The organism is Telluria sp. ZB4P37, assembly GCF_059685855.1.
Map to the genome: position 1 here is coordinate 82,019 of NZ_JCASID010000007.1, position 13,979 is coordinate 95,997.

At 65.6% G+C, this 13,979-nt stretch carries 15 protein-coding genes; 7 read left to right on the forward strand and 8 right to left on the reverse strand.

The window, feature by feature from the left end; all coding sequences use genetic code 11:
• Window positions 1-7: 7 nt before the first annotated feature.
• The 4 genes from AC56K1_RS13320 to AC56K1_RS13335 form a co-directional block, all read right to left on the reverse strand.
• A complete protein-coding gene (locus tag AC56K1_RS13320) occupies window positions 8-961 on the reverse strand; it encodes an esterase/lipase family protein (protein WP_497158317.1) in 954 nt (317 codons plus the stop codon).
• The gene (locus AC56K1_RS13325) at window positions 958-2,577 is read right to left on the reverse strand and encodes a GMC family oxidoreductase N-terminal domain-containing protein (protein ID WP_497158318.1); all 1,620 of its coding nucleotides are present in this window, start codon (window positions 2,575-2,577) and stop codon (window positions 958-960) included. The genes AC56K1_RS13320 and AC56K1_RS13325 overlap by 4 nt, the downstream gene beginning before the upstream one ends.
• Window positions 2,574-3,092 (reverse strand): twin-arginine translocation signal domain-containing protein, encoded by a 519-nt coding sequence (locus AC56K1_RS13330; RefSeq protein ID WP_497158319.1) that lies wholly within the window; start codon window positions 3,090-3,092, stop codon window positions 2,574-2,576. Before AC56K1_RS13330 ends, AC56K1_RS13325 begins: the two co-directional genes overlap by 4 nt.
• A gap of 164 nt (window positions 3,093-3,256) precedes the next feature.
• Window positions 3,257-4,027, reverse strand: a complete 771-nt coding sequence (locus tag AC56K1_RS13335) for an RNA methyltransferase (protein WP_497158320.1) — start codon at window positions 4,025-4,027, stop codon at window positions 3,257-3,259.
• Between the two features lie 175 nt (window positions 4,028-4,202).
• Between AC56K1_RS13335 and AC56K1_RS13340 the strand changes: the two genes are divergently transcribed.
• The 7 genes from AC56K1_RS13340 to AC56K1_RS13370 all read left to right on the forward strand — a co-directional run bounded on the left by AC56K1_RS13340 (window position 4,203) and on the right by AC56K1_RS13370 (window position 10,263).
• Window positions 4,203-4,982 carry an inositol monophosphatase family protein gene (locus AC56K1_RS13340; protein ID WP_497158430.1) on the forward strand — a complete coding sequence of 260 codons (780 nt, stop codon included), beginning with the start codon at window positions 4,203-4,205 and terminating at the stop codon, window positions 4,980-4,982.
• Between the two features lie 244 nt (window positions 4,983-5,226).
• Window positions 5,227-6,633: a DEAD/DEAH box helicase gene (locus AC56K1_RS13345; RefSeq protein WP_497158321.1), complete on the forward strand. Its 1,407-nt coding sequence runs from the start codon at window positions 5,227-5,229 to the stop codon at window positions 6,631-6,633.
• Window positions 6,634-6,934: 301 nt separating this feature from the next.
• Window positions 6,935-7,387, forward strand: a complete 453-nt coding sequence (locus AC56K1_RS13350; protein ID WP_497158322.1) for a MarR family winged helix-turn-helix transcriptional regulator — start codon at window positions 6,935-6,937, stop codon at window positions 7,385-7,387.
• Window positions 7,388-7,465: 78 nt separating this feature from the next.
• On the forward strand, window positions 7,466-8,254 hold the full coding sequence (otnI, locus tag AC56K1_RS13355) for a 2-oxo-tetronate isomerase (protein ID WP_497158323.1): 789 nt from the start codon (window positions 7,466-7,468) through the stop codon (window positions 8,252-8,254).
• A 63-nt stretch (window positions 8,255-8,317) separates the two neighbouring features.
• The gene (locus AC56K1_RS13360) at window positions 8,318-8,683 is read left to right on the forward strand and encodes a VOC family protein (RefSeq protein WP_497158324.1); all 366 of its coding nucleotides are present in this window, start codon (window positions 8,318-8,320) and stop codon (window positions 8,681-8,683) included.
• A gap of 81 nt (window positions 8,684-8,764) precedes the next feature.
• On the forward strand, window positions 8,765-9,619 hold the full coding sequence (locus AC56K1_RS13365; RefSeq protein WP_497158325.1) for a hypothetical protein: 855 nt from the start codon (window positions 8,765-8,767) through the stop codon (window positions 9,617-9,619).
• Between the two features lie 11 nt (window positions 9,620-9,630).
• Window positions 9,631-10,263: a hypothetical protein gene (locus tag AC56K1_RS13370; RefSeq protein ID WP_497158326.1), complete on the forward strand. Its 633-nt coding sequence runs from the start codon at window positions 9,631-9,633 to the stop codon at window positions 10,261-10,263.
• Window positions 10,264-10,550: 287 nt separating this feature from the next.
• Here AC56K1_RS13370 and AC56K1_RS13375 read toward each other — a convergent pair whose 3' ends face one another.
• The 4 genes from AC56K1_RS13375 to AC56K1_RS13390 all read right to left on the reverse strand — a co-directional run bounded on the left by AC56K1_RS13375 (window position 10,551) and on the right by AC56K1_RS13390 (window position 13,668).
• Window positions 10,551-11,105 carry a hypothetical protein gene (locus AC56K1_RS13375; RefSeq protein ID WP_497158327.1) on the reverse strand — a complete coding sequence of 185 codons (555 nt, stop codon included), beginning with the start codon at window positions 11,103-11,105 and terminating at the stop codon, window positions 10,551-10,553.
• Window positions 11,106-11,181: 76 nt separating this feature from the next.
• Window positions 11,182-12,066 (reverse strand): M90 family metallopeptidase, encoded by an 885-nt coding sequence (locus tag AC56K1_RS13380; RefSeq protein WP_497158328.1) that lies wholly within the window; start codon window positions 12,064-12,066, stop codon window positions 11,182-11,184.
• Window positions 12,067-12,837 (reverse strand): glutathione peroxidase, encoded by a 771-nt coding sequence (locus AC56K1_RS13385; RefSeq protein WP_497158329.1) that lies wholly within the window; start codon window positions 12,835-12,837, stop codon window positions 12,067-12,069.
• Between the two features lie 225 nt (window positions 12,838-13,062).
• Entirely contained in the window at window positions 13,063-13,668 is a 606-nt protein-coding gene (locus AC56K1_RS13390) for a winged helix-turn-helix domain-containing protein (protein WP_497158330.1), read from the reverse strand.
• Between the last annotated feature and the right edge of the window lie 311 nt (window positions 13,669-13,979).

Genomic DNA, 13,979 nt, shown 5'->3' on the forward strand with positions numbered 1-13,979 from the left:
GCTACCCCTACCCTTGCGGCATGGGGGAAAGCTCGCGCATGAGGGCGTCCAGCACGCGCCGGTTACGGCCGAGCGCCACGTGGCCGACGCCTCCGAACGCGATGTTGCGCGCACCCGGCAGTTCGCTCGAGGTCTGCGGCGAAACGATGTTGTCGTGGTGGGTGTAGATCGAGGTGACCAGGGCCCGCGTAGCCGGGGTTTCGCTGGCCGCCAGGGCGCGCAGCCAGTCGCACTCGGGCAGCCCGGCGGGGTCGTCGGGGTAGGTACGGCGCATCTGCGCGGCGTTCAGGCCGATGCCGAAAGCGGCCAGGCAGGTGCCGTGGTGCGGCGTGCCGAGCGTGATCACGCGTGCTACCCTGGCGGTGCCGAAGGCGCGCATCCAGGCGCGCGCCACCAGCCCGCCCATGCTGTGGGCAACGACCACGATCTTGCCGGCGCCGGTGGCGGCGCACAACGCGTCCACAGCCTGCTCGACCAGGGGCGCATAGGCGCCGATGTCGCCGGTCAGCGGCTCGAGGTCGACCGCCGCGTGGCTGATGCGGGCGGCGTCGAGCAGCGGCATCAGGCGCGACCAGTAGCCGCTGTTGCAGCCGTAGCCGTGCAGCAGCAGCACGGGCGGCGCGGTCGACCCCGGATAGATGCGCGTGCAGGGCCGGGCGCGCGGCATGGTCCACGAGGACTGCAGCATGCTGGCTGAAAACTCCTCGCCGAACATGCGCAGGCGCCCAGCCATGCCGAGCCGGTGTTCGCTTGGCGTCGGGCTGGCGTAGCGCGCGCTCATGACAAAGTTGTTGGCGTTGATGAGCAGGCGCACCAGCAGCACGCTGCCCAGTCCCGCGGCCAAGGCCTGCCAGCGCGTGGCGCCGAATGCTTCGACGGCGGCGACGCCGATGCCAAGGCCGGCCAGGGCCTGCAGCACCAGGATCAGCCGCAGCAGGGCGCGCGCGCTCAAGGCCTTCATGCGAGCGGCGCGGTCGGGCGCCCGGTGAGCGCCGTCGCCAGGCTGCTCGCGAGCTTGGCCGTCAGCGCATAGATCGACAGCTGCGGATTGGCGCCGAGCGAGGTCGGGAACAGCGAGCCGTCGTGCACCGAGACGTTCGACAGCCCGCGGTAGCGGCCATCGGGCGTGGTCACGCCGCGCTGCTCGTCGCCGGACATCGCGCAGCCGCCCATGACGTGGGCCGAGGCCACGCGCGTCAGGTGCACCTGCTGCGGCAGCGCGGCGATAGCAAGCTTCGCTTCGCTCCAGGAGCGGTAGCGGCGCGACAGCTCATGCGCCGGCAGCACCTCGCGCGCGCCGGCCGCGAACTGGATCTCGGCCATCGTGAGGAGCGCGCGGCGCGCGCCATCCCACAGGTAGTCGGTCAGGGGATAGTCGAGCTCAGGGCTGCCGTCGCCGCGCAGGCGCACCGTGCCGCCGATCGCATCGTCGTGGAAGCCGTCGCGCAGCAGCGCCAGCATCCCCTGCAAATGCGGGAACTCGCGCATCATCTGCGCATGCTGCTCGCCGAAGCCGTTCATGGTGGTGGCCAGCAGCAGCGGGTGCAGGGGCGGAGCCTCCAGCTTGTAGCCGATTGGGCCGTCCGGACTGCCCTTCAGGAAGTGATCGGAATAGACGGTCTGCGGCGCGCCGGCCCAGGCTTCGACCCGCTGCGGAAAAAAAGCAGAGGAGATCAGGGTCGGGTGCAGGAAGGTGCGCTTGCCGAGCATGCCGCTGGGGTCGGGGGCCTTGGAGCGCAGCAGCAGCGCCGGCGAGTTGATGGCGCCGCCCGCGACCACGTAGTGGCGCGCGCGCAGTCTCAAGCTGCGTCCGTTCGCGGCGATGCCTGCCGAATCGAGCGCCTGGCAGAGCAGCGTGTCGGCACGCTCGCCCTCGAACACCAGCTGCTGGGCCCTTGCGCGCGTGACAAGCGTTGCGCCCTGCTCCAGCGCGGCCGGAATGGTCGTGACCAGCATCGACTGCTTGGCATTGGTCGGGCAGCCCATGCCGCAATAGCCGAGGTTCCAGCAGCCGTTGACGTTGCGGCGGATGAGGCCAGTGTCGATGCCGAGCTTGTGCGCGCCGCGCCGCAGCACGTCGTTGTTCTCGTTGGGCGCGCCGGCCCAGTCGCCAATGTGCAGGCGCGCTTCCATCATGGCGAACCACGGGGCCAGCGCTTCCGGCGTGGCATCGGGCAGCGCATGGTGCCGGCGCCACCATTCCAGGGTGGCGGGCGGGGTGCGGAAGCTCGAGGTCCAGTTGACGGTCGTGGAGCCGCCCACGGTGCGGCCTTGCAGGATGTTGATGGCCTTGTCAGCGGTCTTGCGCGCGGCCGATTCCTGGTAGAGCGACGGGTAGGCCTCGGCTTCCCGCATCCTGAAGTCGCTCGAGGACTTCAGCGCGCCCTCTTCCACCACGATGACCGACAAGCCCGAGCACGCCAGGATCTCCGCGGTGACGCCGCCGCCGGCGCCGCTGCCGACGATGACGACGTCTGCTTCCAAAGTACGGTCATTGGTGATGGTGGAGCCATCGATGATCTTCCAGCCGCGGGCGACGCCTTCCCGGACTGGATCAGCAATGATGGGCGCGCTCATGCGAACTCCTTCATCGGCCCCGGATAGCCGGTCGCGGCCCAGCTGGACGGCTGCGCATACCAGGCGCCCAGCACCAGGTCGTGCAGCGCGTGGTAGGCGGTGCGCAGCAGCCCAAGCCGATGCAGGCGCCAGTCCTGCAGGAAGGCGCTGACCTCCTCGATGCGGGCCCCTTCCCATCCGCCGGCAATCCCGGTCAGCAGGTGGCGCGCAGGCGCCAGAGCGAGCAGGCCGAAGAGGTCCTGGATTTCCGCCTGGGTAGCGGGCGGCAGGCCGAGGATGGCGGCATGCACGCCGTCGATAGCGTCCGACAAGGCGGCCGCGCGGCCTGCATCCTGGGGCAAGGCGCCGGCCAGGATCGCGGGGGCGATCGCATGCAACGCGGCGCGTGCTTCGCCATCGAGCGCGAAGCGTTGTGGCGTGTTGGTATGCGTGGCCCGGTACAGCGCGCCGCCGGCGGCAAGCGCCAGCGCGGCCACGCCGCCAGCTTTCAGGAAGCTTCTTCTGGATGTCCCCATGTTCTGTCTCTTGTGTTTTTCCTAGTGTACGACAAAGGGAAACACCCTCAGGAGGCCAGGACTAGAGGGCTGCGTCTAAGAAAACGTCATTCATTTGCCATGGCGACGCGGGATGCAAAGGATATTTGCATCCAGTGCTTACGCGGCAAATATCCTGTGCGGGCTTATTTCGGCGGGACGCGCTTGAGGATTTCGCTGGCGATGCCGCGCAGGATGTTGACTTCTTCGGTTTCCAAGCCCGTGCGCGCGAACAGGCGCTTCAGGCGCGGCATCAGCTTCTTCGGATTGTCGGCGTTGAGGAAACCAATCGCCACCAGCGCCTGTTCGAGGTGCGCATACATCCCGTCGACCTGGGTCACGCTGGCGGCGTCGCCATGAAAGCCCACGCCGCGCCCGTCGACCGTGCCGCCTGCGTCCTCCATGGTCGCCATCCGGCATTCGTAGGCCAGCACCTGGGCCGCCTGCGACAAATTCAGCGAGGAGTAGTCTGGATTGGCCGGGATGTTGATCAGGACATTGCAGCCCTCGACGATCGCGTTGGGCAGGCCGACCCGTTCGTTGCCGAGGATGAGGGCGGGCCTCACGTCTTCCTGGGCGGCTGCGTGGGTGGCAAAGGCACGCGGGGTCCAGACTGGCGGCGAGAACTCGCGCAGGCGGGCCGACACGGCCGCCGCGAAATTGCAGCCGTCCAGGGCTTCCTGCATGCTGCCGACGATACGCGCGCCCTGCAGCACGTCGATCGCGCCGCTGGCAAAGGCCACCGCTTCCGGGTCATTCAGGGGGTCCGTACAGCGCGGCGTGACCAGCACCAGTTCGGTGAAACCCATTGTCTTCATGGCCCGCGCAACCGACCCGACATTGCCCGCGCGGCTGGTTTCGACCAGCACAAAACGCAGGCGTTTAAAAAGAGACGTGTTGATTTCGGTCGGGTTCATTTAAAATAGCGCTATCGCGCGGTGCAGACAGGTGGATTCATGGACGACAAGTCCGGGAATTCTAACGGTTTCGGCACCGCTTTGCTCTTTGTCATTCTCTAATAGCTGACCGTTCACGGCGCATCCTTGCGTGGTGGGCGTTCGCGTTTTTTCACGGAAAGCCTCCATGCACCCAATGCTCAACACGGCCATCAAGGCCGCACGCCGCGCCGCCACCGTCATCAACCGGGCGTCCTTCGACATCGACCGTATCACCGTTTCTGAAAAACAACACAACGATTTCGTCACCGATATCGACCAGGCGGCCGAGCAGGCCATCGTGGAAACGCTGCTGAAGGCCTATCCGGGCCACGCCATCCTGGCGGAAGAAAGCGGTGCGTCGGCCAATCTGAATGACGAGAGCGAGTTCGTGTGGATCATCGACCCGATCGACGGCACCACGAACTTCCTGCACGGCTATCCCAACTACTGCATCTCGATCGCCCTGCAACAGCGCGGCATCACCACCAATGCCCTGGTCTACGACCCGGTGCGCAACGACCTGTTCACCGCCACCAAGGGCGCCGGCGCCTACCTGAACGACAAGCGCATCCGAGTGCGCAACCACGACCGCCTGGGCAAGGCCCTGCTGTCCTCGGGCCACGGCCCCGATCCGCGCGCCCTGGCCGAATACCTGCGCATGTACGAAGTCGTCGCCTCGCGCTGCCACGGCGTGCGCAGCAGCGGTTCGGCCGCGCTGGAACTGGCCAACGTGGCCGCCGGCCGCATCGACGGTTTCTATGAAAAGGGCCTGAAAGTCTGGGACATCGCCGCGGGCGCCCTGCTCGTGACCGAAGCCGGCGGCATCGTCGGCGAGTTCTCCGGCGAGTCGGATTACCTGCATAAAGGCGATGTGATCGCCGCCGGCCCGAAGGTTTTTGGCGCCATGATCCCGCTCCTCTCGCCTTTCGCGTAAAATACCCGCTGTGCTTCCGGGGCGACATCAACTCACCCCGCTTCACCGGACGGAAAGTCCCGGTCAGAAACTTTCCATTGAGAAACAACTTCTCTATAATCCCGGCTGTACACGCCTGAATCTTCAGGCGTGGCAGCGTCCGGCGTTCCCGCGGTGTCCACTGCGTCCCGCCTGCAATGACTAATCCGATTTTCACGGACTGGCGCTGTTCTTGGCGGCGGACCATTTTTTATATAAAGAATTCATGTCATTTTCTACTCTCGGTTTGTCCGACGCGATTGTTCGCGCCGTTACTGAACAAGGCTATACCACGCCGACCCCGATCCAGGCACAGGCGATCCCCGCAGTGCTGAACGGCGGCGACCTGCTGGCCGGCGCACAGACCGGCACCGGCAAGACCGCCGGCTTCACCCTGCCGATCCTGCAGCGCCTGTCGACCGATGCCATCGGCGCCGCGCTCAAAAGCAAGACCGCACCGCGCGCCATCCGCGCCCTGGTGCTGACCCCGACCCGCGAACTCGCGGCCCAGGTCGAGGAAAGCGTGCGCCTGTACGGCAAGTACACCAACCTGAACTCGGCCGTGATCTTCGGCGGCGTCGGCATCAACCCGCAGATCAAACTGCTCAAGCATGGCGTCGACGTACTCGTTGCCACGCCGGGCCGCCTGCTGGACCACGCCGGCCAGCGCACCGTCGACCTGTCGAAAGTGGAAATCCTGATCCTGGACGAAGCCGACCGCATGCTGGACATGGGCTTCATCCACGACATCAAGAAAGTGCTGGCCCTGTTGCCGCCGAAGCGCCAGAATCTGCTGTTCTCGGCCACTTTCTCGGACGACATCAAGGCCCTGGCGGACAAGCTGCTGGACAACCCGGCATCGATCGAAGTGGCACGCCGCAACTCGACCGTCGAAGTCATCTCGCAGAAGATCCACCCGGTCGACCGCGACAAGAAGCACCCGATGCTGTCGCACCTGATCAAGGAGAACGACTGGGAACAGGTGCTGGTCTTCACCCGCACCAAGCATGGCGCCAACAAGCTGGTCGAGCAGCTCGGCAAGGACGGCATCGGCGCGATGGCGATCCACGGCAACAAGAGCCAGACCGCCCGCACCAAGGCCCTGGCGGAGTTCAAGGATGGCAGCCTGCAAGTGCTGGTTGCCACCGACATCGCGGCGCGCGGCATCGACATTGACCAGCTGCCGCACGTGGTGAACTACGACCTGCCGAACATCCCGGAAGACTACGTGCACCGCATCGGCCGTACCGGCCGTGCCGGCGCGACCGGTGAAGCCGTGTCGCTGGTCTGCGTGGACGAGCACCAGATGTTGAAAGACATTGAAAAGCTGATCAAGCAAACCCTTCCGCGCCAGGTCATCCCGGGCTTCGAGCCTGACCTGAACGCCAAGGCCCAGCCGATCCAGCTGCGCAGCGGCGCGCCCGGCCATGGCGGCCGTGGCGGTGGTGGCGGCGGCCGTCCTGCGGGCAACCGCGGCGCCGGTGGTGGTGGCGGTGCAGGCGGCAACCGTGGCGGCAACGGCGGCGGTGGCGGCAAGCCCCGCAGCCCGGGCGGCGCCCCCGCCGCGGCCGGCGCCAAGCGCCCGAGCGGCCCCCGTCCAGCCAGCGCTTCGCGCCCAGGCCGCGACCGCTAAGCAAGCACCGAGTTTGCTCCGTGGCTCTGCTAGAGCCACGTAATTAGGGTCAGAGTCGAATTATTCGGAAACTATCAAAAGTTTCCTGTAATTCGACTCTGACCCTAATTGTTTTGCAACAGCCTCTGCAGCCAGCTAATTAGGGTCAGAGTGCAATTAATGGGAAAGATTGTTAAATTTCCCGATAATTGCACTCTGACCCTCATTGGTTTATGAGAGCCGCGTGGTTTTCGCTTGCACGTGAGCATAAGCAGGCATATAGTTGTATGTTCAATGATCTATAAAGTACATCGAAAGGATAATGATGAGTTCCGCCCCCTTGCCTCCGGAGACCGAGTTCTGCCTGCGCATGGCGCGCGTGACGACGGCGCTGGTGCGCCGCTTCGATTCGGCGCTCGGCAGCCATCACGGCATCAGCTTTTCGGATTACCAGATCCTGCGCCACCTGAACCTGGCACCTGGCGGACGCTTGCGCCGGGTCGACCTGGCGGAATGCGTGGGTTTGACGGCCTCGGCCGTGACACGGGCGCTGCTACCGCTCGAGAAGATTGGCCTGGTCGGCCGCGAGAGCGATCCGCGCGATGCACGGGTCGGCTTTGCGATCATCACCCCAACCGGCAGCGAACTGGTCGGCAACGCGGAGTCGGTCGTGAATATCGTCAGCAACAACCTGGTGGGCAGCGTGCGCGCGGAGCTGCTTGGGCTCAATGCCGCGCTGGCACAGATGTCGGGCAATCCGAACGCGAGCATCTGAATGCGGCATGCCGCGGCGGTTCCTGCTCTCGACGGCGGTTTGGTTTAGCATAGGGCTCCATTTCCTCACCAGAGCACGATGCCCACATTCGCCTCCAACCTGAGTACGCTATTTACCGAAGTCGCCTTCCTCGAGCGCTTCGGCATGGCCCGCGCGGCCGGTTTCGACGCGGTCGAATTCCAGTTCCCGTATGCCTTCGAGCCGCGCCAGATCACCCAGCGCCTGCAGCGCTACGACCTGGCACTCGTCCTGCACAACCTGCCGGGCGGCGACTGGGCCGGTGGCGAGCGCGGCATTGCCTGCGATCCGCGCCGTGCGCGCGAGTTCGAGGAGAGCGTGGCCCTGGGCCTCGAATACGCGACCGAGCTGGGCGTGCGCCGCCTGCACTGCCCCGCCGGCAAGCTGCCGCCGAACGTCCCGCAGGAACGCGCCCACGCCGCCTATGTCGACAACCTGCGCTACGCCGCGGCGCAGTGCGCGGCGCATGGCATCGAGCTGCTGATCGAGCCAATCAACACCCGCGACATCCCTGGTTATTTCCTGACCGGCACGCGCCAGGCCGCAGCCATCATTGCCGAATGCGATGCTCCTAATTTGTTCCTGCAGTACGACATCTATCACGCCCAGCGCATGGAAGGCGAGCTCGCCGGCACCATCCGCGAATTCCTGCCTCTGATCCGTCACATCCAGCTGGCCGACGTCCCGGGCCGCCACCAGCCCGGCACGGGCGAGATCAATTTCCCCTACCTGTTCCGCCTGCTGGACGAGCTGGGCTACGAGGGCTGGATCGGCTGCGAGTACAGCCCGCAGGGCGACACCCAGGCGTCGCTGGACTGGTTCAAGGAAGTACGCGCGGCCTCCCGCTGAGCTCGCTGGACAGGAAGTGAGCAATCGGGCAACATCGATGCTTTACTCGGCAGAGGAGCCAGCATGATCCAGGGATTGCGCACCGTCATTTACCCCGTTACGAATTTGCCCGATTCCACCGCCTGGTACGAGCAGGTCGTCGGATATGCGCCCTATTTCAATGAAGTCTTCTACGTGGGCTTCGAGGTCGGCGGTTTCGAGCTGGGCCTGATCCCGGACGGCGAACCCGGCGTCACGGGCGGCACTGCCTACTGGGGCACCGAGGACGCCGACGCCGAAGTCGCGCGCCTGGTCAAGCTGGGCGCCGAAATCGAGTCGCCCGTGGCCGACGTCGGCGGCGGCATCCGCGTCGCCACCGTGCGTGACCCCGACGGCAACCTGTTCGGCGTGATCCAGAATCCACACTTCGACCTCGCCAAGGCCAGGTAATTGACCATAAGCAAGACCGTGCCGGACGGAGTTTGAAACAATGGACCTTTCGGGCCGTCTCATGCGGCCAGGAAGGGGCCCATGCTGCGATATATATTTACCCGTCTGCTCCTGCTGTGCCTGCTATGGCTGGGCGGCTGCGCCTCCACCGGCGGTCCGGTCAGCCTGCAGGAAGTACGCGAATTCGCCGACGCTTCGGCCAAGCTGGGCGGCTATGCCGAACTGGCGCGCCGCTACCGCGACACCTACGGGCGCGAACAGCCCTACCTCTCCCCTGCCACCGACAAGATGGGACGGGAGAACGACGCCAAGCGCAAGGCCGTGTACGAGGACTTCATCGCCATCCAGAAGACCCTCGTGCTCTACATGCAGACCCTGAGCCTGCTGGCCGGCGATACCCGCTACGACCTGTCCGCCCGCATCGATGACCTCGGCAATGGCCTGAAGGCGAATAGCGAGTCTGGCCTGCAGCAGCGCCACATCACCGCCTATACCGGCATGACCCGGCTGCTCACGCGCGTGATCGCATCAAGCTACCAGAACCGCAGCGTGGAAACCATGGTGCGCGATGGGGACGCCGACGTGCAGGTGCTGCTGGACGCCATGATCCAGCTCACCCGGCTCTACTACAAGACCAATGAAAATGAAAAGAAGACCATCCTGGGCATCTTCGATGTCGAGATCCCGTTTTCGACGCGCAACGCCGACCGCATGCTGGTGACGCTGGCCAAGGTGCATTACCTGAACAAGGCCACCGAGTACAAGCTGGTCGACCGCCGCTACGAGCTGGCGTTGCAGGGCCTGACCAAGGTCGCGCTGGGGCACCAGAAGATGCGCGAGAACCTCGGCAAGCTGTCCACGGATGAATTCCGGCGCCTGCTGGAAAACTACGGCCGCGACCTGCGCCTGATTCGCGATGGGCTGTCGGGCGAATGACAGGAGAGCACATGGCACCGACCCTACCTCGTACCAAAGGCGACGCAGCCGCCGCCCCTTCCGCTACCGTGCCGGGCGACGCCGAAGCCGCCCTGGCCCAGGACCACGCCCCCGCAGTCACCGTGCCCTCGATGGAGGCTGCGGCCACCGAAGCCACAGCGGAACCGGCAGCAGTGCCGGGTACCGGCAGCGGCCTGGCCACGCCCGACCAGATCGTCGAGCTGGCCGACCAGCTCTCGGCCTGCGCCGACCAGATCCACGAGCGCGTCATGCGCGAAATCCGCGCCTATGCCGGCGGACCGGTGCCCGACAAGGTGCAGGCCACGGCGCGCGCCCTGCTCGAGGACGAAGTGCTGCTGCGCCAGCGCGCCAACGGCCTGTATGCGGATGCCGCCACCTTCATCGTCCGCGCCCTCGGCAAGCCCCAGGCCCAGCTAGTCAAGCTCACCGCAGACGCGGCCGAGAAGATCCGCCGCATTGGCGTCATCGGCGAAGTCACCAGCCTGGTTGGGGGATTGCTGGCCCTGGCCGCCGCCGCCGCAACGGGCCAGGCCGTGCCGGTGTTGGTGGCGCTCGAGAAAATCCACAAGCAGGTCAAGGCGATCGAAGCCCTGGCGCCGAAGCCGCCGGCCAAGGCAAGCTGAACAAGCCCTGCCGCGGCCTGGCGAGCGATTTCCCCGCAGCACAGGCGCCCGGTCCAGTCCCGAGACTGACCGGGCGCCGCCGCTTCAGCACATGTGCTGCCCGCCATTATCGCCAGGTTGGCGCCAGTGACGAAACCGGCCTCTTCCGACACCAGCCAGGCCACCATGCCCGCCACCGCGTTCATCGGGAACAGCCAGTCCGCCGAGCGCGAGCTACCGAGTGCAGGGAAGCGTCCGGCCTGACTTATTGATCGAAATCAAGCCCGCCGGCGGGTCCGACAGCGGCTTCAGGCGATCAGCTGGGGCCGGCTGCTCGGATCGAAATCGGCCCAGTCGCCATCGGCGATATTGCCGTCGGCCCGCTCGAGGTGGTGAGCACCCAGGCGGCGCAGCACGTCGATCGCGCTGTCGGCCATGCCGGCATCATCAAAAGCCACGGCCACCAGCATGCCGGCCTCGCGCGGCGGAATGCGGTTCTCGCCGCCCTCTTCCGACTCGCCGCGCTCCTTCATCTTGGAAAAGCTGAACAGCGAGCCGACGTGGCCGCCGACCAGGCCGCCGACGATCGGGCCCAGCGGTCCGGTGAGCGGCGAGGTGGCCGCGCCAATGGCCATGCCGACTGCGCCGCCGGTAGCGACCCCCTTGACCACGCCTTCCGGGGTTTCCTTGGCGCCCGGAGACTGGATGTTGTCGCCGCCGATCGGGGTCTGGTCGTGCTGGCCTGGCTGGCTCAGGTAAAAGCCGCTGATACGGTTGGCGTCGAAGCCGGCCTCGGCCAGGGCCTGGCGGGCGCGGTCGACGTCTTCCTGAAGCTGGAAACGCCCTGCGATAATTGTGGACATATCGATTTCTCCTTGATCGTTGTAGCTCGACTATGCGCCCTGCGTCGCGCTCCCTCTGTACGCAGACGCACGCAGCTTACCTCCACTGCCCGTAGACCACGTGCTCGCCGAAGCCCTCGTCGATGAACACGGGTTCCGGCATCCAGGCGCGCGGATCGAGCCGGTAGTATTTCAGGAATTCCCCGTACAGTTCGGGATGGCGCACGGCCAGTGCGTGCGGCTGCTCGAAGAAGCTCTCGGTGGCCACCGCGAAGAACTCGGCCGGGCTGCTGGCCCCGTAATGGTCGAGCACGCTCTGCTGGCCCCACATCGCGTCGCGCCGCAAGTTGGCATAGTCGCGCGACAATACTTCGGACCAGCTGCGATAGCGCTCAGTGCTGCCGAGATAAGGCGCGCCATTGGTGCTGCCCGCTTCGCTGTCGAGCTGGTGGGCGAACTCGTGCAGTACCACGTTGTGGGAGGGAGCATCAATCATGCCGGCGCGACGCACGTGGTCCCAGGACAGGATCACGCGGCCATCGCCCCAGGATTCGCCCAGCAGGTCCTGGCGCTGCTCGGAGACGACACCGGCGGCATCGACCTCGCGCCGCGGCACCAGGAAGGCGCCCGGATACACCAGCACCGCATGCAGCGATGGATAGACCTTGGCCGGGACCGCCTCGCCTGCCCGGCCGAGCACCAGGAGGCAGGCCTGGGCCGCAATGGTCAGGCGCATCTCGTCGGTGACCTCCAGGCCGGCGCAGCCGACGAAAGTCTTCTCGTGCAGGAATTGCTGGACCAAGCGCTGCAAGCGGGCACGCTGGGCGCCGTCCATGCCGGCGTACTGGGCGACGTTGCGCTCGAGGACGGCGATATGCGCGGGTGCGAGCGGACGCCCGAGCGCCCGGCGCAGCCGCCACCGGGGCAGCTGCCAGACCGCCAGCAGGCCGGCCGCAAGGATGCCGGCAATGATGCCTTCCATTCAGCGTCCTTTGGTGGCGAGGTAATCGTGCACGTCGTCGGCGCCGCCGATCAATCGGCCGCCGACGAAGACCTGCGGCCAGGTGAGGCTGCCGGTGACGGCGCGCAGCACATTGGTGGTGATCTTCTGGTCTTCCGAAATATCGGTGAACACGATGCCATTCTCGCTCAGCGCCGATTTGGCGCGCGCACAATGCGGGCAGCCGGGGCGCGAGAACATCACCACCGCTTCGGGAATCTTCGCCTCGGGATTGATATAGCGGAGCATGGTGTCGGCGTCGGACACCTCGAACGGGTCGCCTTCGCGGTCGGGCTCGATGAAAATCCTGTCGATGATGCCGTCCTTGACCAGCATCGCATAGCGCCAGGAACGCTTGCCAAAGCCGAGGTCGCGCTTGTCGACCAGCATGCCCATGCCTTCGGTGAAGTCGCCGTTGCCGTCCGGTATCACGGTGATGTTGGTGGCGTCCTGGCCCGCTTTCCACTGGTTCATGACGAAGGCGTCGTTGACCGAAATGCACAGGATGTCGTCGACTCCGTTCTCGCGCAGCACCGGGGCCAGTTCGTTATAGCGCGGCAAGTGGGTCGAGGAACAGGTAGGGGTGAAGGCCCCGGGCAGCGAGAACACGACCACCGTCTTTCCCTTGAACAGCTCGTCGGTGCTCAGGTCCTGCCATTGGTCGTCGGGGCGCGCCTTGAAGGTCACGCACGGGACCGGTTTGCCCTGGAGCGCCTCCGGGCTTGGCAGTGTCGAAGATGCGGTCGGTAACATTGGGGCTTCCTTTCCTGTGAGCGGCAAGCTGGCGCCGCGGTGAAAGGGAGGTAAGGCTCATTAAGGGGATTTCAACGCGCCCATCGCAAATAATTGTTCAACCGAAAAAACAAAGCCGCGCACAAGGCGCGGCATGAAGGACGACAGCGATCGTCGGACCGGCAGCTGCCGCGTGTCTCGTCCGCGGCGCACCGGGTCGCGCACTGGGGCGCGTCGGTCTGGCGATTACTTGGCGGTCTGGCCTGGCGGTGGGCCGAACAGCGCTGCGACCAGCGGATCGCGGGTGACCGGGCTGCGGTTCACGCGGATGGCGTAATGGGTGTCGTCCGCCAGGATGTGGAAGTGGCGGCCGCTGCCGGCCATGTTCTGCTCGCGCAGGCCCGGACGCTCCTTGCGTGGGGCGGCGCCTTCGCGCTTTGGCTGGCAGATCGCTGCCAGGAAGGCCTTCACGCGGTCTTGATCCGGGCAGATCTGGTAGACGGCCTTGCCCAGGTAGGTGGCGGTACCTTCGATATAGCGTGCCAGTTCGATGACGCCGGCTTCGCGCAGGTCGCGGATGTACTTGCGGGCGCCCGATGGCGAGAACTTCAGGAACCAGGCGATTTCGTCGGCCAGCATTTCGTGGGTCGAGAGCTCGTTGATCAGCTTCTGCATGTTCTCGATCCGACGCTGCGTGGCCGAGGTGGAGCGGACACGTTCGATCGGCGCCAGGGAGATGGGCGCGCGCTCGGTAGGCTGCGGCGGGACGCGTTCGATCAGCGCGGAGTTGCTGGAAGTGTGCACTGCGCCGATGTCGCCTTGCATCGCGTTGTGATGAGTCGTTGCATGCATATTGGTGAGCTCCAATGAAAGAGAGAGACTGTGTGGTCCGGGTCGCTGTGTGTCGTTTGACACCCTGACAACACCTCGGTTCCGCTTAACTGGGCTCAAGATTGCCTGCGTCACCCCCTCTTGGTCTGTGCGCCATCCCACATTTGAGGTCATTCCCGCAAGCACTCCAGACAAGCAGGCTAGCCAAGATAGTTTTCATTGGAGAACTTGAACTTACCCGTTTGCGCCGATCCGGCGCGCACGGCAGGGATTTTCGTTGTTTTTTATCACTGTTGTAAATTCGCACAGCGCACGCCAGATAGGTGCGGTAC

Excerpts from the sequence above, each read along its gene's own strand:
- AC56K1_RS13320 (WP_497158317.1), bottom strand. The coding sequence starts at position 961 with ATGAAGGCCTTGAGCGCGCGCGCCCTGCTGCGGCTGATCCTGGTGCTG.
- AC56K1_RS13325 (WP_497158318.1), bottom strand. The coding sequence starts at position 2,577 with ATGAGCGCGCCCATCATTGCTGATCCAGTCCGGGAAGGCGTCGCCCGC.
- AC56K1_RS13330 (WP_497158319.1), bottom strand. The coding sequence starts at position 3,092 with ATGGGGACATCCAGAAGAAGCTTCCTGAAAGCTGGCGGCGTGGCCGCG.
- AC56K1_RS13335 (WP_497158320.1), bottom strand. The coding sequence starts at position 4,027 with ATGAACCCGACCGAAATCAACACGTCTCTTTTTAAACGCCTGCGTTTT.
- AC56K1_RS13340 (WP_497158430.1), top strand. The coding sequence starts at position 4,203 with ATGCTCAACACGGCCATCAAGGCCGCACGCCGCGCCGCCACCGTCATC.
- AC56K1_RS13345 (WP_497158321.1), top strand. The coding sequence starts at position 5,227 with ATGTCATTTTCTACTCTCGGTTTGTCCGACGCGATTGTTCGCGCCGTT.
- AC56K1_RS13350 (WP_497158322.1), top strand. The coding sequence starts at position 6,935 with ATGATGAGTTCCGCCCCCTTGCCTCCGGAGACCGAGTTCTGCCTGCGC.
- otnI (WP_497158323.1), top strand. The coding sequence starts at position 7,466 with ATGCCCACATTCGCCTCCAACCTGAGTACGCTATTTACCGAAGTCGCC.
- AC56K1_RS13360 (WP_497158324.1), top strand. The coding sequence starts at position 8,318 with ATGATCCAGGGATTGCGCACCGTCATTTACCCCGTTACGAATTTGCCC.
- AC56K1_RS13365 (WP_497158325.1), top strand. The coding sequence starts at position 8,765 with ATGCTGCGATATATATTTACCCGTCTGCTCCTGCTGTGCCTGCTATGG.
- AC56K1_RS13370 (WP_497158326.1), top strand. The coding sequence starts at position 9,631 with ATGGCACCGACCCTACCTCGTACCAAAGGCGACGCAGCCGCCGCCCCT.
- AC56K1_RS13375 (WP_497158327.1), bottom strand. The coding sequence starts at position 11,105 with ATGTCCACAATTATCGCAGGGCGTTTCCAGCTTCAGGAAGACGTCGAC.
- AC56K1_RS13380 (WP_497158328.1), bottom strand. The coding sequence starts at position 12,066 with ATGGAAGGCATCATTGCCGGCATCCTTGCGGCCGGCCTGCTGGCGGTC.
- AC56K1_RS13385 (WP_497158329.1), bottom strand. The coding sequence starts at position 12,837 with ATGTTACCGACCGCATCTTCGACACTGCCAAGCCCGGAGGCGCTCCAG.
- AC56K1_RS13390 (WP_497158330.1), bottom strand. The coding sequence starts at position 13,668 with ATGCATGCAACGACTCATCACAACGCGATGCAAGGCGACATCGGCGCA.